Annotated in this window: 16 protein-coding genes; 8 read left to right on the top strand and 8 right to left on the bottom strand. The window is 68.0% G+C overall.

From position 1 onward, the window contains the following. Positions 1-13 precede the first annotated feature (13 nt). Entirely contained in the window at positions 14-1,480 is a 1,467-nt protein-coding gene (locus ACE3UA_RS06790; RefSeq protein WP_374643666.1) for a PLP-dependent aminotransferase family protein, read from the top strand. Between the two features lie 93 nt (positions 1,481-1,573). Here ACE3UA_RS06790 and betA read toward each other — a convergent pair whose 3' ends face one another. From betA to speB, 7 genes are all read right to left on the bottom strand, one after another. Beyond that, positions 1,574-3,256 (bottom strand): choline dehydrogenase, encoded by a 1,683-nt coding sequence (gene betA / locus ACE3UA_RS06785; RefSeq protein WP_374643665.1) that lies wholly within the window; start codon positions 3,254-3,256, stop codon positions 1,574-1,576. Positions 3,257-3,329: 73 nt separating this feature from the next. After that, on the bottom strand, positions 3,330-4,787 hold the full coding sequence (locus ACE3UA_RS06780; RefSeq protein ID WP_374643664.1) for a cytosine permease: 1,458 nt from the start codon (positions 4,785-4,787) through the stop codon (positions 3,330-3,332). Between the two features lies 1 nt (position 4,788). Continuing rightward, positions 4,789-4,959 carry a hypothetical protein gene (locus ACE3UA_RS06775; RefSeq protein WP_374643663.1) on the bottom strand — a complete coding sequence of 57 codons (171 nt, stop codon included), beginning with the start codon at positions 4,957-4,959 and terminating at the stop codon, positions 4,789-4,791. Between the two features lie 59 nt (positions 4,960-5,018). Then, positions 5,019-5,909, bottom strand: coding sequence for a polysaccharide deacetylase (locus tag ACE3UA_RS06770; RefSeq protein WP_374643662.1), 891 nt, complete (start codon positions 5,907-5,909; stop codon positions 5,019-5,021). Continuing rightward, positions 5,906-6,640: an SDR family NAD(P)-dependent oxidoreductase gene (locus ACE3UA_RS06765; protein ID WP_374643661.1), complete on the bottom strand. Its 735-nt coding sequence runs from the start codon at positions 6,638-6,640 to the stop codon at positions 5,906-5,908. The genes ACE3UA_RS06770 and ACE3UA_RS06765 overlap by 4 nt, the downstream gene beginning before the upstream one ends. Further along, the gene (locus ACE3UA_RS06760) at positions 6,637-7,416 is read right to left on the bottom strand and encodes an SDR family NAD(P)-dependent oxidoreductase (RefSeq protein ID WP_374643660.1); all 780 of its coding nucleotides are present in this window, start codon (positions 7,414-7,416) and stop codon (positions 6,637-6,639) included. The genes ACE3UA_RS06765 and ACE3UA_RS06760 overlap by 4 nt, the downstream gene beginning before the upstream one ends. Before the next feature lie 3 nt (positions 7,417-7,419). After that, positions 7,420-8,391 carry an agmatinase gene (speB, locus tag ACE3UA_RS06755; RefSeq protein WP_374643659.1) on the bottom strand — a complete coding sequence of 324 codons (972 nt, stop codon included), beginning with the start codon at positions 8,389-8,391 and terminating at the stop codon, positions 7,420-7,422. Between the two features lie 98 nt (positions 8,392-8,489). On the opposite strand from speB, the gene ACE3UA_RS06750 reads away from it, so the two are divergent. The 4 genes from ACE3UA_RS06750 (at position 8,490) to ACE3UA_RS06735 (ending at position 14,981) form a co-directional block, all read left to right on the top strand. After that, positions 8,490-9,422 (top strand): LysR family transcriptional regulator, encoded by a 933-nt coding sequence (locus ACE3UA_RS06750; protein ID WP_374643658.1) that lies wholly within the window; start codon positions 8,490-8,492, stop codon positions 9,420-9,422. A gap of 153 nt (positions 9,423-9,575) precedes the next feature. Then, a complete protein-coding gene (locus ACE3UA_RS06745) occupies positions 9,576-10,337 on the top strand; it encodes an ImuA family protein (protein WP_374643657.1) in 762 nt (253 codons plus the stop codon). Further along, complete coding sequence (locus ACE3UA_RS06740; protein ID WP_374643656.1) at positions 10,252-11,775, top strand: DNA polymerase Y family protein; 1,524 nt, start codon at positions 10,252-10,254, stop codon at positions 11,773-11,775. The genes ACE3UA_RS06745 and ACE3UA_RS06740 overlap by 86 nt, the downstream gene beginning before the upstream one ends. After that, entirely contained in the window at positions 11,772-14,981 is a 3,210-nt protein-coding gene (locus ACE3UA_RS06735; protein WP_374643655.1) for an error-prone DNA polymerase, read from the top strand. The genes ACE3UA_RS06740 and ACE3UA_RS06735 overlap by 4 nt, the downstream gene beginning before the upstream one ends. 127 nt (positions 14,982-15,108) lie before the next feature. Here ACE3UA_RS06735 and ACE3UA_RS06730 read toward each other — a convergent pair whose 3' ends face one another. Then, positions 15,109-16,014: a MurR/RpiR family transcriptional regulator gene (locus ACE3UA_RS06730; RefSeq protein ID WP_374643654.1), complete on the bottom strand. Its 906-nt coding sequence runs from the start codon at positions 16,012-16,014 to the stop codon at positions 15,109-15,111. 212 nt (positions 16,015-16,226) lie between these two features. Between ACE3UA_RS06730 and ACE3UA_RS06725 the strand changes: the two genes are divergently transcribed. From ACE3UA_RS06725 to ACE3UA_RS06715, 3 genes are read left to right on the top strand one after another with little or no spacing between them, the layout of a single operon-like run. Beyond that, complete coding sequence (locus tag ACE3UA_RS06725) at positions 16,227-16,733, top strand: TRAP transporter small permease subunit (RefSeq protein WP_374643653.1); 507 nt, start codon at positions 16,227-16,229, stop codon at positions 16,731-16,733. After that, the gene (locus tag ACE3UA_RS06720) at positions 16,733-18,076 is read left to right on the top strand and encodes a TRAP transporter large permease subunit (RefSeq protein ID WP_374643652.1); all 1,344 of its coding nucleotides are present in this window, start codon (positions 16,733-16,735) and stop codon (positions 18,074-18,076) included. Before ACE3UA_RS06725 ends, ACE3UA_RS06720 begins: the two co-directional genes overlap by 1 nt. Before the next feature lie 53 nt (positions 18,077-18,129). Next, positions 18,130-19,167, top strand: a complete 1,038-nt coding sequence (locus ACE3UA_RS06715) for a TRAP transporter substrate-binding protein (protein WP_197647642.1) — start codon at positions 18,130-18,132, stop codon at positions 19,165-19,167. Positions 19,168-19,446: the final 279 nt, after the last annotated feature.

The following is a 19,446-nucleotide window of genomic DNA, read 5'->3' as shown; positions in this document are numbered from 1 at the left end:
TGCCCGGGGGAAGATGGCCAAGCGAAAATCCGGCGCCCTGCTGACGCTGATCCGCATCGACCGGGTGGGCGGGGCGCCGCTGTCCCGCCAGATCGAGGAGCCGCTGCGCAGCGCCATCCTTGCCGGCTCGCTGCCGGGCGGCACGCGGCTGCCCTCCAGCCGGGCGCTGGCCGCCGATCTGGGCGTGTCGCGGCAGACGGTGGTGCAGGTGCTGGAAAGCCTTGCCGCCGAAGGGTTTCTGGAGATGCGCCGCGGCTCCGGCACCTTCGTCGCCGCCACCATCCCGCAGCATCTGCCGCAGCGGCTGGCCAGCCCCGCCGGGGCGACGGCTGCCTCCGCAGTCTCCGGTCTGGGCCGACGCTTCGCCGCGACCGGCATCGGGTATGACCCCGCGGAGTCTCGGCCCTTCCTGCCCAATTCGCCGGCCTACGACCGGTTCCCCTTCGCGCTCTGGCAGAAATATGTCACCCGGCAAGGCCGGCAGGCCTGGCGCGGCGCGATGAGCTATGGCGACCCGGCCGGCTATGCCCCGCTGCGCCGGGCGATCGCGGAATACCTGGCGCTGCACCGCAGCGACGCCTGCGACCCCGAGCAGATCGTCATCACCGCCGGGGGCCATGCCGCTTTCATGATCGCCACGCTTCTGCTGACCGATCCCGGCGACGGGCTCTTGTTCGAGGATCCCGGCCCGCTGGTCGCCCGCAAGCTCTTTGAATCGCTGGGGCGGCGGCTGGTCCATGTGCCGGTAGATGACGAGGGCATGGTGCTGGCAGAGGCCGAGGGCAGCGGCGCGCGGATGGCCTTCGTCATGCCCTCGCGCCAGCATCCCATGGGGCGCAGCATGTCGCTGGTGCGGCGGCTGCAGCTCCTCGACTGGGCCAATGCCGGGGATGCCTGGATTCTCGAGGACGATTACGACAGCGAGTTCCGCTATACCGGGCGGCCCTTGCCCTCGATCCGCAGCATCGACGGCGGCGGGCGGGTGATCTATGTCGGCACCTTCAGCAAGGCGCTGTTTCCCGCCCTGCGCCTGGGCTATCTGGTGCTGCCGCCGGGGCTGGTGGGGATGTTCCGCAACGCCATGGCGCTGATGTTCCGCAGCGCCCCGCTGGCGAGCCAGATGGCGCTGGCGGGCTTCATCGCCGATGGGCATTTCACCAGCCACCTGCGACGGATGCGCGAATTATATGCCGAGCGGCGGCAGGCCTTCCTCGACGTGGCGGGGCGTTGCGGCGGCTCTTTCCGGGTGGAGATCCCCGACAGCGGCATGAACGCCATCGCCTGGCTGGCCGATGGCCGGGACGACCGCGAGGCCGCCCGCCGCGCCGCCGGGGCCGGGGTGCATGGCTATGCGCTGGCCGATTATTGCGCGCGGCCCTACCCGCGGCAGGGCCTTCTGCTGGGCTTCACCGGGGTCGCCCCGCACCAGCTCGCCCCCGGGCTGGAGGCGCTGGCGCGGGTGCTTTCGCGTGGTGCCTAAGACCGATCCGGCAGAGGATCTGCCGGGGAAACTGCGGTCTGCAAAGCGTCTGGCTTCGGTATGGCAAGCGTATGGCAGGAAGGGCGGGGGGCCCTAGCCCACCACCCGCACCGGGGTTCCGCTGCGCTGCGTCACGCCCAGGCCCGGCGCCGTGCCGACGGCCGCGTTCGAGGGCGGCAGCAGCGGGCGGCCGCGCACCATGTCGGCGGCGCGTTCGGCCAGCATGATCGTCGGGGCGTTGAGGTTGGCGTTCGGCTCGCTGGGGAAGACCGAGCTGTCGATGACCCGGAGCCCCTCCAGCCCGCGCACCTTCAGCTCGCTGTCGACCACCGCCATCGCATCCTCGCCCATCCGGCAGGAGCCGCAGGGGTGGTAGGTGCTTTCCATCGTCTCGCGCACCCAGGCGTCGATCTCGTCATCGCGTCGCACATCCTTGCCGGGCGCGATCTCCTCGCCCCGGAAGCGGTCGAAGGCGGGCTGGCCGACGATCTCGCGCGTCAGGCGCAGGCAGCGGCGAAAGCCTTCGCGGTCCTCCTCGCGGTCAAGGTAGTTGAACAGGATGTCGGGCTGCTCGAACGGGTCGGCCGAGCGCAGGCGGACATGGCCCCGGCTTTTCGGCTTGTTCGGGCCGGTCAGCACCATGAAGCCGTGGCCGTCCAGCGGCTTCTTGCCGTCATAGCGCATGGCGGCGGGCAGGAAGTGGAACTGGATGTCGGGCGCGGCGAGCGCGGCATCCGAGCGGATGAACCCGCCGCTTTCAAAGTGGTTCGTGACCGACAGGCCGCGCTTGAACAGCACCCATTCCGCGCCGATCAGGAAGCGGCTGAACAGGCCCATCTTGCCGTTGAGGGTGATCGGCTCCTTGCAGGCGTATTGGATATAGACCTCGGAATGGTCCTGAAGGTTCTCGCCCACGCCGGGCAGGTCGTGCAGCACCGTGACCCCGGCCTTTTGCAGCACCGCCCCCGGCCCGATGCCTGAACGCTGCAACAGATGCGGCGCGGCGATGGGACCGGCGGAGACCAGAACCTCGCGCCGGGCCTTGGCGACATGGCGCTGGCCCTGATGCTCATACTCGACGCCAACGGCGCGCTTGCCCTCCAGCAGGATGCGCCGGGTCATGGCATGGGTGATCACGGTCAGGTTCGGGCGGCTCATCGCGGGTTTGAGGTAGGCGTTGGCGGTGGACCAGCGCACCCCGTCCTTGACCGTCATGTGCATCGGGCCGAAGCCCTCCTGCATGAAGCCGTTGGGATCATCGGTGGTGATATAGCCCGCCTCGCGCCCGGCCTCGACGAAGGCGCGGTAGAGGGGGTTCTTCATCTCGTTGCCGGCATTGGTGGCAAGGGGGCCGCCGCTGCCCCGGTAGGAATCCCCGCCGCCCTTCCAGCTTTCGGCGCGCTGGAAATAGGGCAGGCAGCCGGCATAGCCCCAGCCCTTTGCGCCCAAGGCTTCCCATTCGTCGAAGTCCTGCGCATGGCCGCGCATGTAGACGAGGCCGTTGATCGAGGAGGACCCGCCCAGCACCTTGCCGCGCGGGCAATGCACCTGGCGGCCGTCCAGCCCCGGCTCGGGCAGGGTCATGTATTTCCAGTTGTATTTCGTGCCGTTCATCGGGATCGACAGCGCCGTCGGCATCTGGATGAAGATCGAGCGGTCGCTGCCGCCGTATTCCAGCACCAGGACGCGGGTCGCGGGGTCTTCGCTGAGGCGGTTGGCCAGAACGCAGCCGGCGGAACCGGCGCCGATGATGATATAGTCGAAATCGCGGGACATGCGGTGTCCTCCCTTGGGACGGGTGCGGATGGCGGGATGGAGCCGGCGGGACCGGGGCCCCGCCGGAACGCGGTCAGCGGCGCGGATAGCCGCCCCAGCCCAGACGCCCGGCGAAGATCCGGGTCAGGACATAGTGCAGCAGGCCGGCCGAGAAGCAGGAGGGCAGCGAGGCGGTCAGGTATTTGAACGCCGGCGCGCTTTCCAGCGTCTGGGGGTTGAAGATCGCGACATAGACCACGAACCCCACCGCCAGCGCGACGATCCCGATCGGGTTGAAGCCGCCGGCAAAGCGGTAGGGCGAGTGCGACTGCTCGCCATGCAGCGCGTTCAGGTCAAGCCGCTGGCGGCGCAGGAAGAAGTAGTCGGCGATGCCGATCCCGGCCAGGGCGGAGTTCAGGGCCGAGGTCCAGACGAGGAAGATGAAGAACCCGTCATACATCGTGGGATAGAACACCACGAGGATCAGCGGCACGATGCAGAACAGGAACAGCAGCACCTCCCAGCGGATCGCCCGGATGGCGCGGGTGCCGATCTGCCGGAGGCCCACGATCGAGGTATAAAGGATGTTCGCCATCGAGGTGACATTGGCGAAGGCCACGAAGCCCAGCGCGATGACGCCGACCGCCACGCCGCCGACCTGCGCCATCCAGATCGTCGGATCGCTGTTGCCGAGCGCGGCGGCGCCCAGAAGCCCGACGATCTCGCCCAGGGCCGCGGCGCCGAAGATGCCGACGGTGTTGGGCCAGAAGGCGGTGCGCTCGTTCCGCGTCAGGCGGCCGAGGTTGCCGATATAGGGCCACCACGAGAACCCGGCGGCCAGGTTGACCTCGACCGCGATGATGAAGTTCAGCGTCCTGTCCTCGAAGGGCGGGTCCAGCGCGTCCATCGCCATCAGCTCGCCAAAGGAGTGGTGGCTGAGGATCAGATACATCATCCAGCCCATCAGGAGGACCAGCGCGGGCGAGATCACCATGTTGAAGAACTTGATCGAGGTCGGCCCCTTGGCGACCACGAACCAGGTCAGCAGGATCGCGCCGATGGCCGCGACCATGACCTTCGGCCCCAGCGGATTGGCCTCGCCGCCCGAAACCAGCGCCGTCAGCCCGTCGATCGAGCGGCCGAACATCATGCCGAGGACGGCGAGCCAGCCCATGGTCAGGAAGACCACGGCCAGGAAATAGACCAGCCGGCTGCCATTGGGGCCGAACTGGCTGCGCAGGGCGGTGAACTGTTCCACCCCGTATTTGCCGGCCGGCACGCAGGTCGGCAGCGCGGTCAGGATGACGCCGATGATGTTGCCGATCACGATGGCGGCGATGCCTTCCTTCGGGCCGACGAAGAGGCCGACCGCCCCGCCGATCAGGAAGGCCCAGGTGGCGATGGCCAGGGCCGAATTGGCATAGGTGAATTCCCAGAAGCCCCAGAGCCGTTCGGCGGGCAGAAGCGGCAGGTCGCCGCGCTCGGCGGCCTCGCCATATTCGCTGCCGGTTTGCGGGGCGGTGCGGCCAATGTCGATGCGGGTCTCGGCCATCTCACACCCCCCAGGTCCAGAAGCCCGCCACCAGCACGACGGCCAGCGCCAGCAGGGCGAGGTAGTCGGTGGCGCTCATCCGGCCCTGCCAGCCGCCCCTCGCCTCGATCTCGTCATAGATGTCGATGCGGCGCTGCAATTCCTGCGCCCAGGCCTTGTCCATCTCGCTCATCTCTCTCCTCCCGTTTTCCCCTGTGCCGGGGTCGTTGTTGCCGGCGGGTGCCGCCGGGTTCACCGCCCCCGCGCGGGGGCGGTGTAATAGGGCAGGCGGTCGATCCGGGGGCTCCAGCGGCCCTCGGCGACCAGACCCGCGACATGGCGCGCGATCTCCTCCATCGGCGCGAACCAGACATCGCCGCGCGCGACGAGGCTTTCGAGGAAGCGGTGCCAGTGGTGCCAGCGCGCCAGCCGCCCGGTGGCGAAGGGATGCACGACCGGCACCCAGAGCCCGCCATGGGCATGGGCCGCCTCGAACTCCTGCACGAAGGGCATCAGCCCCTGTTCCGGCGCGCGGATCGGCATCATGTAGTCGAGGTCCATCGACTGGACATATTGCGGCCAGTCATCGAGGCCCCAATGCGAGGGCAATTCCACCAGCCGGCCCTTGGCGCTGTCCAGCAGATAGGGCTGGTCGTCGCCCATCAGCGAGGCGTCATAGGCGAACCCGCGTTCGGCCAGAAGGTCCGCCGAGCGGTGTGAGAAGTTGTAGAGCGGGGCGCGCCAGCCGCGCGGGCGTTGGCCGGTGGCCTTGACGATCACCTCGATGCCGCGGTCGAGCCAGTGGGCCTCCTCGTCGTCGCTGAGTTCGCGGGGGTGTTCGTGCAGAAAGCCGTGATGGGCGATCTCGTGGCCGCCCTTCAGGATGGTTTCGATGGCTTCCGGATAGGTCTCGATGCACCAGGCGGGGATGAAGAAGGTCTGCTTGATGCCGAGTTGGCGATAGCTTTCGACGATGCGGGGAATGGCGACGCGCGGACCGTATTGCAGCATGGAAATCGCCGAGACGCGGCTGTGGCCGTCCTGCGGATGGGCGATGTGGATCAGGCTGTCGGCGTCCATGTCGAAGGTGACTGAGGCCGCGCATTTCGCGCCGTTCGGCCAGGGGATCGGGTTCAGGATCATGGCATGACGCTCCCGCCGTTCGGGCCGATGCCCTGGCCGGTGAAGTAGCGGCCGCCCTCGCCGGAAAGGAACAGGGCCAGTGCGGCGATTTCCTGCGGCTGGCCGAAGCGGGCGAGCGGGATCGCCAGCTCCTTCGCGCGCCAGTCCGCGCTCATGTTGGCGGCGCCCAGCATCTCGGTGTCGATCGGGCCGGGGCAGATGGCGTTGACGAGGATGCGCGGGGCGAATTCCTTGGCCCAGCTGCGCACCAGCCCGAGAACGCCGTGTTTCGAGGCGACATAGGGCGAGAAGGTCTCGCGCCCGTAATGGGCCATGTCGGAGGCGATCAGGATCGCGCGGGCGGGGTGTTCCGCGCTGCCCTGCATCAGGCCGATGGCGGCCTGGCCGACAAGGAAGCTGCCGCGCAGGTTGATGGCGATCACCCGGTCGAAATCGGCGACGGGAGTGTCCAGCAGGGGGGCTTCGTGGATGATCCCGGCGCAATGGACCAGGATGTCCAGCCCGCCGAAGGCATCGCTGACCGCTCGGCCCATGGCTGCGACCGAGGCCTCATCGGACACGTCGCAGGCGAGGCTTACGACCTCGGCCCCGGCCGCGCGGGCCGCTGCGGCGGTCTCTTCCGGCGGGCGGATGTCGGCCAGCGCCACCCGGTCGCCCGCGCGGGCGAAGGCCAGGGCGCAGGCGGCCCCGATGCCACGATAGGCGCCGGTGATCAGGACGCGGCGGGTCATGCCATCACCTCGCCCCGGTCCAGCATCAGCGCCTGCCCGGTCATGTCCTTCGCGCCCTCCGAGGCGAGCCAGAGATAGGGCGCGGCAAGATCGTCCGGCTCCAGCAGGCCCGGCAGGACCTGCGCGCCGACGATCTCGGCCAAGAGGTCATCCTCGCTGCGCCCGGTGCGCAGAGACATGTTCTGCAGCGACAGCATCGCCGCCTCGGTCCTGACCCAGCCGGGGCAGACGGCGTTGACGCGGATGCCGCGCGGGCCAAGTTCCTTCGCCATCACCCGCATGAAGCCGAGGTTGGCGTGTTTCGAGGTGATGTAGGCCGAGAATTCCGCCACCGCGACCCGGCTCCAGATCGAGGCGGTGATGAGGATGCGGCCCCCGGCGGCCATCTTCGGCACGGCATGGCGGGTGACGTGGAAGGTGCCGTTGACGTTGATGTCGGTGATGCGGTGGAAGGTGTCCTCGACCTCGTCCGGGCCGTCGACGGGGGTGATCCGCTCCAGCCCCGCGTTGTTCACCAGCACGTCGATGCGTGAGAGCCCCGCCAGCGCCGCCCTGACCGCCGCGCTGTCGGTGATGTCGCATTCCAGCGCCGCAACCTTGCGGCCCGTGGCTTTGCCGATCTCCGCCGCCGCCGCATGGATGCCCGCCCCGGAGGACAGCACGGTCACATCCGCCCCCGCGAGCGCGAAGGCCTTGGCGACGGCGAAACCGATGCCCCGGCTGGCCCCGGTGACAAGCACGCTCTCGCCCGAGAAATCATAGCGCAGGCGGCCCATGCCTCAGGCCCCCCGCGCGTGCAGGATGCGGCCGATCAGGTTCATAAGCACCTGCGCGGCAAGGATGGTCGTCGTGCCGCTGTGGTCGTAGTCCGGCGCCACCTCGACCAGATCGACGCCGACCACGGTGCCGCGCTGGCACAGCCCCGCCAGAAGCTCCAGCACCTCGTAATAGATGAAGCCGCCATGCGAGGGCGTGCCGGTCCCCGGCGCGATCGAGGGGTCGAAGCCGTCGATGTCGATCGTCACATAATAGCGCGCGCCCTCGGGAATCCGGACCAACACCGCCTCAACCCCCAAGGCCCGGATCTGCCGCACCGACAGGATGTCCGACCCCATCTTGCGCGCATCCTCATAGCCGTCGCGGGCGGTGGAGGAGACGTTGCGGATGCCGAGTTGCGACAGGCCCGAGACATAGGGCTTTTCGGCGGCGCGGCGCATCGGGTTGCCGTGGCCGTAGCGCACCCCATGGCGCACGTCGACGAAATCGAGATGCGCGTCGATCTGCACCACATGGATCGGCCCCTTTTCGGCGCAATCCTGATCGAAGGCGTTGATGCAGGGGATGTTGATCGAATGATCGCCGCCAAGAACCACCGGCAGGGCGCCCGCCTTCAGGATCTGCCGCACGCCATGTTCGATGTTGGCGTGGCTTTTCTCGGTATCGGTGTGGACGATGTCGGCATCGCCAAGATCGACGATCCGCACCTTGCCGGCGGGCAGGTAGGTCACGTCGTCCTCATGGTCATAGGCGCCGCCATGGCCGAAGGAAAAGAGGGTCGAGGCCTCGCGGATGCCGCGCGGCCCGAAGCGGGCGCCCGAGCGCCACTGGGTGCCGAAGTCGAAGGGCGCGCCGAGGATCGCCACATCGGCGTCGATGGCGCTCCAGTCCGGCTGGTAGGGATATTTGCCGAAGGTGCAGATACCGACGAAGGGCAGGTTCAGCCGCCCGCTGTCATAGGAATTGTCGGCCATCCGGTCTCCCCCCTCTGTTGGCTGCCGTCAAGTCAGCCATCGGAGGATGATTTCAGGAATACCTATCTTTCCATGTTCAGTTGTGGAAATATCTATGAATGATCCGAAGCCCCCGATCTTCCGAACGTATTTCCCTTGGCGATGTCGACCTGCGGCTGCTGCGGGTCTTCATGACCATCGTGCAGTGCAACGGATTCTCGGCGGCGCAGGCCAGCCTGGGGATGAGCCAGGCCACGATCTCCACCCATATGCGGCATCTGGAGGAACGGCTGCGGGTCAGGCTTTGCGAACGTGGCCGCGCCGGGTTCTTCCTGACCGACGAGGGGCAGCAGATCCATGCCGCCTGCCGCGATCTCTTCGGCTCGATCGACCGTTTCCGCGCGGCGGTCGGCGACACGGCGGGGGAGTTGAGCGGCCAGCTTTCCTTTGGCACCGTCGATGCGATGGTGACCAATCCGCGGCTGAACCTTGACCGGGCCATCGGCGCCTTTCACCGCCTTGCGCCGAGGGTGACGCTGGAGTTCAACGTGGCCGCGCCGCAGGTCCTGTCGCAGGGGCTGCTCAGCGGCGCCTATCAGGTGGTGCTGATGCCCGCGCCGGAGCGGGTGGTGAACATGCGGGCGCAGGCCCTGTTCCACGAGACGCAGAAGCTTTACTGCGGCGCGCGACATCCGCTGTTCGCGGTGCCCGATGCGGCGCTCAAGCCCGCGCTTCTTGCGGCGCAGGCCTTCGCCGGGCGCACCTACATGCAGCGCGTGCCGATCTGCGGCGTGGATTTCGACTGGCAGGCCGCCACCCCGCATATGGAGGGGACGCTGATCCTTTTGCTGTCGGGCGCCTATATCGGCTTCCTGCCCGACCATTATGCCACCGCCGAGGTCGACCGCGGCCGCCTGCGGGCGCTGGCCCCCGACCGGATGTCCTTCGAGGACCTGTTCCAGATCGTCCACGCCCGGCAGTCCCCCTCGCGCGCCGCGCAGGCGCTGGTCAGGGCGATCGTCGAGCATTGCACGGCCCAGCCGGCGGGATAGGTCGGCCTGCCCGGACAGGCAGGATTCCCCCGGCGGGGAGGCTGCAAAGCTTGCACAGGCCGGGCTCTGGTTGACTCTCGGCCGGAATGAGAACAAATAAGGAACATAGCGGCAGGGCCTGCCCCTGGAAAGCCACGGAACCTTTCATTTCCCATGCTAGAGCGCGCCAACATTCCTGCCATTGCGGCCCTTCGCACGCGCATCGCGCAGCTGGAGGGCGACGGGGCGCGCTGCCGGGAGGTGCTTCCCTTCGGCATTCCGCAGCTGGACCGGAAGCTGCCGGGCGGCGGGCTGGCGCTTGGTTGCCTGCATGAGGTCGCCGGCGGCGGCAAGGGCGCGGTGGACGGCGCGGCGGCTGCGTGTTTCGTTGCCGGTATTGCCGCCCGGACGCAGGGAAGGGTGCTCTGGTGCGTCGCGCAACAGGATCTCTTCGCCCCTGGTCTCGAGCAGTCCGGCCTGCCGCCCGACCGGGTGATCCATGTCGAGGCGGGGGACGACAGGTCGGTCCTGGCCTGCATGGAGGAAGGGCTGCGCCATGGCGGCCTGGGCGCGGTGGTCGCCGATATCGCCCGGCTGCCGATGACCGCCTCGCGGCGGCTGCATCTGGCCGCCAAGGTGTCTGGCACCCTTGGCATCGCGTTGCGCCGCTGGCGGCGGCAGTCCGAAGCCGGCGATTTCGGGCAGCCGACGGCGGCGATGACCCGATGGCGCATCTCGGCGCTGCCGTCCGCCCCCCTGCCGGCGCCCGGCGTCGCGCGTCCGCGCTGGTTGATCGAGCTGGTCCGGGCGCGGGCAGGCGAATCCCTCGATATCGAACTGGAGGCTTGCGATGGCTCGGGTCATCTCGGTCTTCCTGCCGACATGGCCGACGGATCGGCTGCGGCGGAAGACCGGCGACGCAGCGCCGCCGGCTGAGGCGCCGCTGATCATCGTCGGCAGGGACGGCAACCGGCGCGTGGTCATGGCGGCGGATGCCGCCGCGCGGGCGCTCGGGCTGCGGATCGGCATGCCCGTCACCAAGGCGCAGGCGCTGGTGCCGGGATTGACCGTCGCGCCCGCCGATCCGCGGGCCGATGCGGCGGGCCTGGAGCGTCTGGCGCTTTGGGTCCTGCAGCGGTTCAGCCCGATCGTCGCGGTCGACGGGTCGGACGGGATCGTGATCGACACCACCGGCGCCGATCACCTTCATGGCGGTGAGGCTGCGATGCTTGACGCCCTGGTCGGGCGGCTGGCCTTCTCGGGTGTGGCGGCCCGTGCCGCCGTGGCCGATACATGGGGCGCGGCCCATGCGCTGGCGCGCTGGCAGGCCGATCCGGTGTTCATCGCCGCACCCGGTGCGACGGAGACCCTGCTTGCGCCGCTGCCGCTTGAAGCCCTGCGGTTTCCGCCTACCCTCTCGGCCGGTCTGCGCGACCTGGGGTTCGCCCGCGTCGGCGATCTGGTCGGCCAGCCCCGCGCGCCGCTTGCCCGCCGCTTCGGGCCGGACCTCTGCCGCCGGCTGGATCAGGCCCTGGGCGAGGCGAGCGAGCCGATCACCCCGGTCCGCCCCGAAGACCTGATCGAGGCCCGGCGCAGCTTTGCCGAACCCATTGCCGCTGCCGAGACCATCGCCCGCCATATCGGCAAACTGGTCGATGCGCTTTGCACCCTGCTGGAGGAGCGCGGTCTTGGCGCGCGGCGTCTCGATCTGCTTTGCCATCGGATCGACAGCCGCATCCAGACGGTTCGCATCGGCCTGGCCCGGCCGGTGCGCGATCCGAAACGCCTGACCCGCCTGCTCTGCGACAAGATCGAGACCATCGACCCCGGTCTCGGCATCGAGATCATGTCGCTCGTCGCGTCCCTGGCAGAGCCTCTGGCCGCGAAACAGGTGACAACCGATCTTGTCGGGACTCCGGAGCCCGATCTGTCCGGCCTGATCGACACGCTGGCCAACCGGGTCGGGGCGAAGGCGATCTATCGCTTCGCCCCGGTGCCGAGCGATGTGCCCGAGCGGTCGGTCTGCCGCATCCCGGCGCTGGCCGAGGATACCGGCGCGGGCTGGCCGGACCACTGGCCGCGACCCTCCCGCCTGCTGCCGCGGCCCGAGCCGATCGAGACCATGGCGCTTTTGCCCGATCATCCGCCGAACTGGATCTCCTGGCGCGGCGTCAGGCATCAGGTGCGGCGGGCCGATGGGCCGGAGCGGGTGTTCGGCGAATGGTGGAAGCGCGATGCCGAGCTGGCCGCGGTCCGGGATTATTTCCGCATCGAGAACGAGGCCGGCGCGCGGTTCTGGATCTTCCGCGCCGGCGATGGCGAGGACGCCGCCACCGGCTCGCATCGCTGGTTCCTGCATGGGGTGTTCGGATGACTGCCCCGCGTCATGCCGAATTGCAGGTGACCACGCATTTCTCCTTCCTGCGCGGCGCCTCCTCGGCCGAGGAACTTTTCACCGCCGCCGCCGCGATGGGGATCGAGGCGCTGGCGGTGGCGGACCGCAATACGCTTGCCGGGATCGTGCGCGCCCATGAGGCGGCGAAGGAAACCGGCGTCCGGCTGATCGTCGGCTGCCGCCTGGATCTTGCCTGCGGCATGTCGGTGCTGGTCTATCCCACCGACCGGGAGGCCTGGTCCCGGCTCTGCCGCCTGCTGACGCTTGGCAAGGGAAGGGCGGGCAAGGGCAGGTGCCACCTGGAATGGGAGGACCTGGCCGCCTATGGGGAGGGGCTCATCGCCGTCCTCCTGCCCGATCTCGCCGATGAGGAATGCGGCTTTCGGTTGCGGCGGCTGCGCGATGCCTTCGGCGATCGCGCCTATCTGGCGCTGACGCTGCGGCGGCGGCCCAATGACCAGATGCGGCTTTGGGAACTGTCGCAATTGGCGCAGCACTTCGGCGTGCCGACGGTCGTGACCAATGACGTGCTGTTCCATGCGCCGGGTCGGCGCATGCTGCAGGATGTGGTCACGGCGATCCGCCACAACACCACCATCGACGCCCTGGGTTTCCGCCGCGAACGCCATGCCGACCGCCACCTGAAGCCGCCCGCCGAGATGCACCGGCTTTTTGCCCGCTGGCCCGAGGCGCTGGCCCGGACGCTGGAGATCGCCGACCGTTGCCACTTCTCGCTGGATGAACTGCGCTATCAATATCCCGAGGAACGCGACGACCCGGCCCTGACCCCGCAGGAGACGCTGGAGCGGCTGACCTGGGACGGCGCGGCGGCCCGCTATCCCCAGGGCGTGCCGGATTCGGTGGTCGCCTCGCTGCGCCACGAACTGAGGCTGATCCGCAAGCTCGACTATGCGCCCTATTTCCTGACCGTGAACAGCATCGTCCGCTTCGCCCGGTCCCGCGGCATCCTCTGCCAGGGTCGCGGCTCGGCGGCCAACAGCGCCGTCTGCTACGTCCTTGGCATCACCGCCATCGACCCCAGCTGCAACGACCTGCTGTTCGAGCGGTTCATCTCCGAGGAACGCCGCGAGCCGCCGGACATCGACGTCGATTTCGAGCATGAACGACGCGAGGAGGTGATCCAGTGGGTCTATGAGAATTACGGTCGCGACCGGGCCGCGCTGACCGCCACCGTCATCCGCTACCGCTGGAAAGGCGCGCTGCGCGATACCGGCAAGGCCATGGGCCTGCCCGAGGACATGATCGCGGCGCTTTCCACCCAGCTTGGCCGGTGGAGCGACGGGATCGGCGAGCAGACGCTGCGCGAGCTGAACCTCGCCCCCGGTGACCGGCGGCTGCGGCTGGTGCTGGAGCTTGCCGCGCAACTGCGGGGGGCGCCGCGGCACCTCAGCCAGCATCCGGGCGGTTTCGTGCTGACCCGGGACCGGCTGGACGATCTGGTGCCGATCGAGCCGGCGGCCATGGCAGACCGCCAGATCATCGAATGGGACAAGGACGACATCGACGCCCTGCGCTTCATGAAGGTGGACGTGCTGGCGCTGGGGATGCTGAGCTGCATGAAGCGCGGCCTCGACCTGCTGGCCGATCACAAGGGCCTCGCCCTGGATCTGGCCACGATCCCGACCGAGGATCCGGCGACCTATGCGATGATCCGCAAGGCCGATACGCTGGGCACCTTCCAGATCGAAAGCCGGGCGCAGATGTCGATGCTGCCCCGGCTGAAGCCTCGCACCTATTACGACCTGGTGGTGCAGGTGGCCATCGTCCGGCCCGGGCCGATCCAGGGCGACATGGTGCATCCCTACCTGCGCCGCCGCGCCGGGCTGGAGCAGGTGGACTATCCCCGGCCCGAGCTGAAGAAGGTGCTGGGCAAGACCCTGGGCGTGCCGCTGTTCCAGGAACAGGCGATGCGCATCGCCATCGAATGCGGCGGCTTCACCCCGGGCGAGGCCGACCTGTTGCGCAAGTCCATGGCGACCTTCAAGCATACCGGCGGGGTGTCGAAGTTCCGCGACAAGCTGATCGCGGGCATGGTCGCCCGGGGCTATGAGACGGAGTTCGCCGAACGCATCTTCCGCCAGCTCGAGGGTTTCGGCAGCTATGGCTTTCCGGAAAGCCACGCCGCCAGTTTCGCCCTGCTGGCCTATGCCTCGGCCTGGCTGAAATGCCACCACCCCGATGTGTTCTGCGCCGCCCTGCTGAACTCGCAGCCGATGGGATTCTACGCCCCCGCCCAGATCGTGCGCGACGCCCGCGAGCATGGGGTCGAGATCCGCCCGGTCTGCGTCAATGCCTCGCGCTGGGATTGCACGCTGGAGCCGGGCGAGGGCGGGCTTGCGGTGCGGCTGGGGCTGCGGCTGGTCAAGGGCCTGTCCAACGTCCATGCCGCCGCCATCGTGGCGGCGCGCGCGGATGAGCCCTATGCCTCGGTCGAGGACCTGTGGCGCCGCGCCGGGGTTCCGGTCGCCGCCCTGGTGCGGGTCGCCGCGGCCGACGGCTTCCGCCCCGCCTTCGGCCTGGCGCGGCGACCGGCGCTCTGGGCGATAAAGGGCCTGCGCGATGCGGAACTGCCGCTTTTCGCCGCCGCCGCGCGCCGCGAGGACGGGATGGGGGCCGAGGCCGTCGAGCCCGCCGTCGCCTTGCGGCCGATGGCGGCAGGCCGCGAGGTGGTCGAGGATTACGGCCATACCGGGCTGACGCTGCGCCGCCATCCGGTGTCCTTCCTGCGCCCGGATCTGGCCAGGCGCCGCATCGTCACCTGCGCCGAGGCGATGGGCGCGCGCGACCGGCGCTGGCTGGAGGCCGCCGGCATCATCCTCGTCCGCCAGCGCCCGGGCTCGGCCAAGGGCGTGATGTTCATCACCCTGGAGGATGAGACCGGCATCGCCAATGTCGTCGTCTGGCAGAAGGTCTTCGAGCGTTTCCGGCGGGTGGTGCTGTCATCGGGCATGATCGCCGTGCAGGGCCGTATCCAGCGCGAGGGCGAGGTGGTGCATCTGGTGGCGCATCGGATCAGCGATCTCGCGCGCGATCTGGCCAGCGTCGGCGAGCGGGAGGAGGCATTCCCGCTGTCCCATGGGCGGGGCGACGAGTTCCGGCATGGCGCGCCATCGCCGGATGCCCGCGGCTCCGGCATCAGGGTGAGGACACGGGATTTCCGGTGAGGGGCGCGAGAGGAGCCATGACCGCCATCTTCCTGTAAAGCGACAAGGCGAGAGGCCGTTCCGGTGGCTGCGCCTTGCGGTTCTGGCCGCGATGTGGATCTGGCTTAGGGAATTGGTCCGGCGACCTTCATTCCCGCCTGGCACCCACCTTGGGCGCGCGGAACACCCGGGTGCGGGCAAAGTAATCCTCGAGGCGGTTGAGGCGGACCTGCACCTGATCGGCCAGCAGGCCCTGCACCTGCGCCAGAAGGGCCTCGACCACCACCAGAAGCGTCGCCGTGGAATCCCAGGTCGAGGGCATCTCGATCCGGCAGGCGAGCGTGTGGCGCGCATGGGCGGCGGCTGGCGACAGGCCCATGTCCGTCACCAGGATCACCTCGCCTCCCATCTCGGCGGCCAGTTCCGCCAGCTGGACGGCATCGCTGCCGTAGCGGCGGATGTCGAAGATCACCACGACGTCGCCCGCGCGCAGATCGAGAAGCGCCTGTTGCCAGTCGGTCGAATGGCCGCCCAGAAAGGTGACATCCGACCGGATCACGCGCAGGAGCGTGGCCATGTAGTCCGCGTGGACATGGGTGAGCCGCCCGCCCGCCACCGCCACCCGCCGCGCCGGATCCGCCAGAAGCGCGGCCGCACCGGCGAAATCCGCGGCGGGAATGCGGGCCAGGGTGGCCTCGATATTGCCGACCACATGGCGCGAGAAGCCGTGAAGCGGATGCGCCGCCAGCCCGCCCGGGCCCGCGCCTGCCGGTTCGCTGCCGTCCGGCGCAAGGGTCAGCGGCGCGACCAGAAGGCGGCCGACCTCGGCACGGAGCGCCTTCTGATAGTCGGAATAGCCGCGAAAGCCCAGTTTCTGCACCAGCCGCACGATCGTGGGGGACGAGACCTGCGCCGCCTGCGCCAGCGTGGTGATGGAGCCGAGCGCCGACATCGGGAAATGCGACAGGATATAGGTCGCCGCCTGCCGTTCGGCCCGGGTCAGATCCCCCAGCGCGGCATGCATCCGCTCCTCGATCGCGGCCGCTGGGTCCATCAACCCGCACCTTTCCTGAACATTTCCGACTCTCGTCCAGAGAGAAACATTTGTAACAGCGATTCGTCTGCCGGAAAATTCTTGACAGAACCCGGACAGGCGGGGACGCTGCATCAAAACAGGGAGTTGACTCGAACCATGAACGTCAGGAACCTCGTCCGATTACGGGCGCGGGATATGTTGATGACGTATCCGATGCCGGGGCAGGAATGATGCCGCGCTTTCTTGTCCGGTTCGTGAGGATCGTCGATATGGTCAATTACCGTATCGGCCGCATGGCGATGTATCTGCTCTTCGTGCTTACGGGCGTGCTTCTTTATGCGATCATCGCCAAGGCGTTATTCCGCCCGCCGCTCTGGACGCAGGAATTCGCGCAATTCACCCTGGTCGGCTATTTCGTGCTGGGCGGCGCCTATTCGCTGCAACTGGGCGCAAATGTGCGGATGGACCTGCTTTACGGGCGCTGGTCGTTGCGGCGGCGGGCGGCGGTTGATGCGGTGACGGTATTCGCGATGATCGGATTCCTTGCCGTGATCCTGTGGGGCGGAATCGAAAGCACGCTTTACGCATTCGAGGTTGGCGAGAAATCGCGTTCGGTCTGGGCGCCTTATCTGGCCCCGGTCAAGATCGTGATCTGTATCGGCGTATTCCTGATGATCCTGCAATCCATCGCCTATCTGATCCGCGACATCGCATTGCTGCGCGGGGAACGAATCTGATGGATTACAATTTCATCGCCCTCGTCATGTTCGGCGGGATGCTGATCCTGCTGCTGACCGGGCAGCGGGTGTTCGCGGTCATCGGTTTCGTGGCCGCGGTCGCGTCGATCGCCTTGTGGGGCACGGGCGGGTCGGCGATCGCCTTCACCAGCACGATCAAGCTGATGAACTGGTATCCGATGCTGACGCTGCCGATGTTCGTCTGGATGGGCTACATCATGTCCGAGACGCGCATGGCGGACGACCTGTACCGGATGTTCCACGTCTGGTTCGGCCCGGTCCCCGGCGGCCTTGCCATCGGCACGGTGCTGCTGATGGTGCTGATCTCGGCCATGAACGGGCTTTCGGTCGCCGGGCTTGCGATCGGGGCCACGATCGCGCTGCCCGAGATGCTCAAGCGCGGCTATGACAAGGTGATGGTGACGGGCGTGATCCAGGGCGGAGCCAGCCTCGGGATCCTGGTGCCGCCGTCGGTGGTCCTGGTGCTTTATGCCATGATCGCGCGCCAGCCGGTCGGGCAGCTGTGGCTGGCCGGGCTGTTCCCCGGGCTGCTGATGGCGGGGATCTTCATCCTCTACATCGTGATCCGGACCGGGATGCGTCCCTCGCTCGGGCCGCCGCTCAGCCGCGAGGAGCGGGCGGTGATCTCGTGGCGCGACAAGATGATCCTGCTGCGCGCCGGGGCCATGCCGGTGATCATCTTCGCGGCGATGATGGGCCCGTTCATCTACGGTTTCGCCAGCCTGGTCGAGGCCTCGGTGATCGGCGCGGTGATGGCGACGCTGGTCGCCGGGCTGCGCGGGCGGCTGAACCGCCGCGTGTTCGAGAGCTGCATGACCCAGACCCTGGGCGTGTCCTGCATGTTCATGTGGATCCTGCTGGCCGCGCTGGCCTTTGGCGCGGTGTTCGACGGGCTGGGTGCGGTCCGGGCGATCGAGGATCTGTTCCTGCGCGACATGGGCCTTGGCCCGTGGGCGATCCTGATCATGATGCAGGTTTCGTTCCTCATCATGGGGATGTTCCTTGACGATACCGCGATGCTGGTGATCGTGGCGCCGCTCTATATCCCGCTGGTGGCCAAGCTCGACCTCGGGATGGCGCCGGGCGATGTGCTGATCTGGTACGGGGTTCTCTACACCATCACCTGCCAGATCGCCTATATGACGCCACCCTTCGGCTACAACCTGTTCCTGATGCGCGCGATGGCGCCCGATCATGTCACGCTTGCGGACATCTACCGTTCGATCTTTCCGATCGTCGGGCTGATGATCCTTACGCTGATCATCGTGATGATCTTCCCCGAGATCGCGCTGTGGCTGCCGCATCAGGTCTACGGCCCCTGAATACTACCCGCGGGCGGCGTGTGGCCGTCCGGTCAACCCTGAAGGAGGACAGGATGACGACCACCAGACGCAAGTTCATCTCGGCCGGTGCCGCCGTCGGCGCCACTGCCCTTGCCGCCCCCGCCGTCATCGCACAGGCGGCGCCGATCAGATGGCGGTTGCAGACCTATGCAGGCGCCGCACTTGGGGCGCATGTCTGCGCGCCCGCGATCGAGAAATTCAATGCGATCGCCGGCGACCGGATGCAGATCGAACTGTATTTCGCAGACCAGCTGGTTCCCACGTCGGAGCTGTTCCGCGCCATGCAGTCGGGCACCATCGACGCGGTGCAGTCGGACGACGATTCGATGCAGTCGCCGACCGAGGTCACGGTGTTCGGCGGCTACTTCCCGCTGACGCTGCGCTACTCGCTCGATGTGCCGGTGCTGTTCAACCAGTACGGGCTCGACGCGATCTGGAAGGAGGAATACGCCAAGGTCGGCGTCCAGCACGTCACCGCCGGCTCGTGGGATCCGTGCAACTTCGCCACCCGCGACCCGATCAACAGCCTTGCCGATCTTCAGGGCAAGCGCATCTATACCTTCCCGACCGCCGGCCGCTTCCTGGCGCAGTTCGGGGTGGTGCCGGTGCAGATGCCCTATGAGGACATCCAGGTCGCGCTCCAGACCGGCGAAATCGACGGCGTGGCATGGTCCGGCATCACCGAGGACTATACGGTGGGCTGGGCCGACGTGACCAAATACTATCTCACGAACCCGATCTCGGGCGCGTGGATCGGGCATTTCTTCGTCAACCAGGAACGCTGGAACGAACTGCCCGACGATCTGAAGGAACTGTTCAAGGTCTGCACCGAACAATCGCACTACTACCGCCAGTGGTGGTATTGGGGCGGCGAGGCCGACCTGCGCGTGAACGGGCCCAAGCTTCAGCTTACCACCATCCCGGCCGAGGAATGGGCCCAGGTCGAGGCCGCGGCCGAGAAGTTCTGGGAAGAGGTCGCCTCGGAATCCGAGATCAAGGCCAAGGTGGTCGAGATCTTCAAGAAATACAACGCCACCATGGTCAAGGCCGGCGCCCCCTATCGCTACTAGGCGGGTCGTCTGGCGGCGGGGCCTGGTCCCGCCGCCCTTGCCCCGATGGAACCGGCGCGCGGCCCTTGGCGCAAGCGCCGGTTCCCGCATCAAGGTTGCCCCCGTCCCCCTCGCCCCGGAAGCCAGATGCCGTGGCAGGTGCCACGCAGTCGATCCCTGCGCCGTTGCCCGAAACAGGCACCCGGATGAGATCAATGCGACACCATACGCTCTTGTTGCGACGCAAGGACTTGTGGCATTCCTGCGGAACGGAGTCGGAAGCCATGTCTGGGGGGACAC

The sequence above is a fragment of the Tabrizicola sp. genome (assembly GCF_041919135.1).
Taxonomy (GTDB): domain Bacteria; phylum Pseudomonadota; class Alphaproteobacteria; order Rhodobacterales; family Rhodobacteraceae; genus Tabrizicola.
Note: the sequence above shows the minus strand (reverse complement) of the source record. Positions and strands in the feature narration are given on the sequence as shown.

Coding starts and splice junctions, on each gene's coding strand:
- ACE3UA_RS06790 (WP_374643666.1), top strand. CDS start 14: ATGGCCAAGCGAAAATCCGGCGCCCTGCTGACGCTGATCCGCATCGAC.
- betA (WP_374643665.1), bottom strand. CDS start 3,256: ATGTCCCGCGATTTCGACTATATCATCATCGGCGCCGGTTCCGCCGGC.
- ACE3UA_RS06780 (WP_374643664.1), bottom strand. CDS start 4,787: ATGGCCGAGACCCGCATCGACATTGGCCGCACCGCCCCGCAAACCGGC.
- ACE3UA_RS06775 (WP_374643663.1), bottom strand. CDS start 4,959: ATGAGCGAGATGGACAAGGCCTGGGCGCAGGAATTGCAGCGCCGCATC.
- ACE3UA_RS06770 (WP_374643662.1), bottom strand. CDS start 5,909: ATGATCCTGAACCCGATCCCCTGGCCGAACGGCGCGAAATGCGCGGCC.
- ACE3UA_RS06765 (WP_374643661.1), bottom strand. CDS start 6,640: ATGACCCGCCGCGTCCTGATCACCGGCGCCTATCGTGGCATCGGGGCC.
- ACE3UA_RS06760 (WP_374643660.1), bottom strand. CDS start 7,416: ATGGGCCGCCTGCGCTATGATTTCTCGGGCGAGAGCGTGCTTGTCACC.
- speB (WP_374643659.1), bottom strand. CDS start 8,391: ATGGCCGACAATTCCTATGACAGCGGGCGGCTGAACCTGCCCTTCGTC.
- ACE3UA_RS06750 (WP_374643658.1), top strand. CDS start 8,490: ATGATCCGAAGCCCCCGATCTTCCGAACGTATTTCCCTTGGCGATGTC.
- ACE3UA_RS06745 (WP_374643657.1), top strand. CDS start 9,576: ATGCTAGAGCGCGCCAACATTCCTGCCATTGCGGCCCTTCGCACGCGC.
- ACE3UA_RS06740 (WP_374643656.1), top strand. CDS start 10,252: ATGGCTCGGGTCATCTCGGTCTTCCTGCCGACATGGCCGACGGATCGG.
- ACE3UA_RS06735 (WP_374643655.1), top strand. CDS start 11,772: ATGACTGCCCCGCGTCATGCCGAATTGCAGGTGACCACGCATTTCTCC.
- ACE3UA_RS06730 (WP_374643654.1), bottom strand. CDS start 16,014: ATGGACCCAGCGGCCGCGATCGAGGAGCGGATGCATGCCGCGCTGGGG.
- ACE3UA_RS06725 (WP_374643653.1), top strand. CDS start 16,227: ATGCCGCGCTTTCTTGTCCGGTTCGTGAGGATCGTCGATATGGTCAAT.
- ACE3UA_RS06720 (WP_374643652.1), top strand. CDS start 16,733: ATGGATTACAATTTCATCGCCCTCGTCATGTTCGGCGGGATGCTGATC.
- ACE3UA_RS06715 (WP_197647642.1), top strand. CDS start 18,130: ATGACGACCACCAGACGCAAGTTCATCTCGGCCGGTGCCGCCGTCGGC.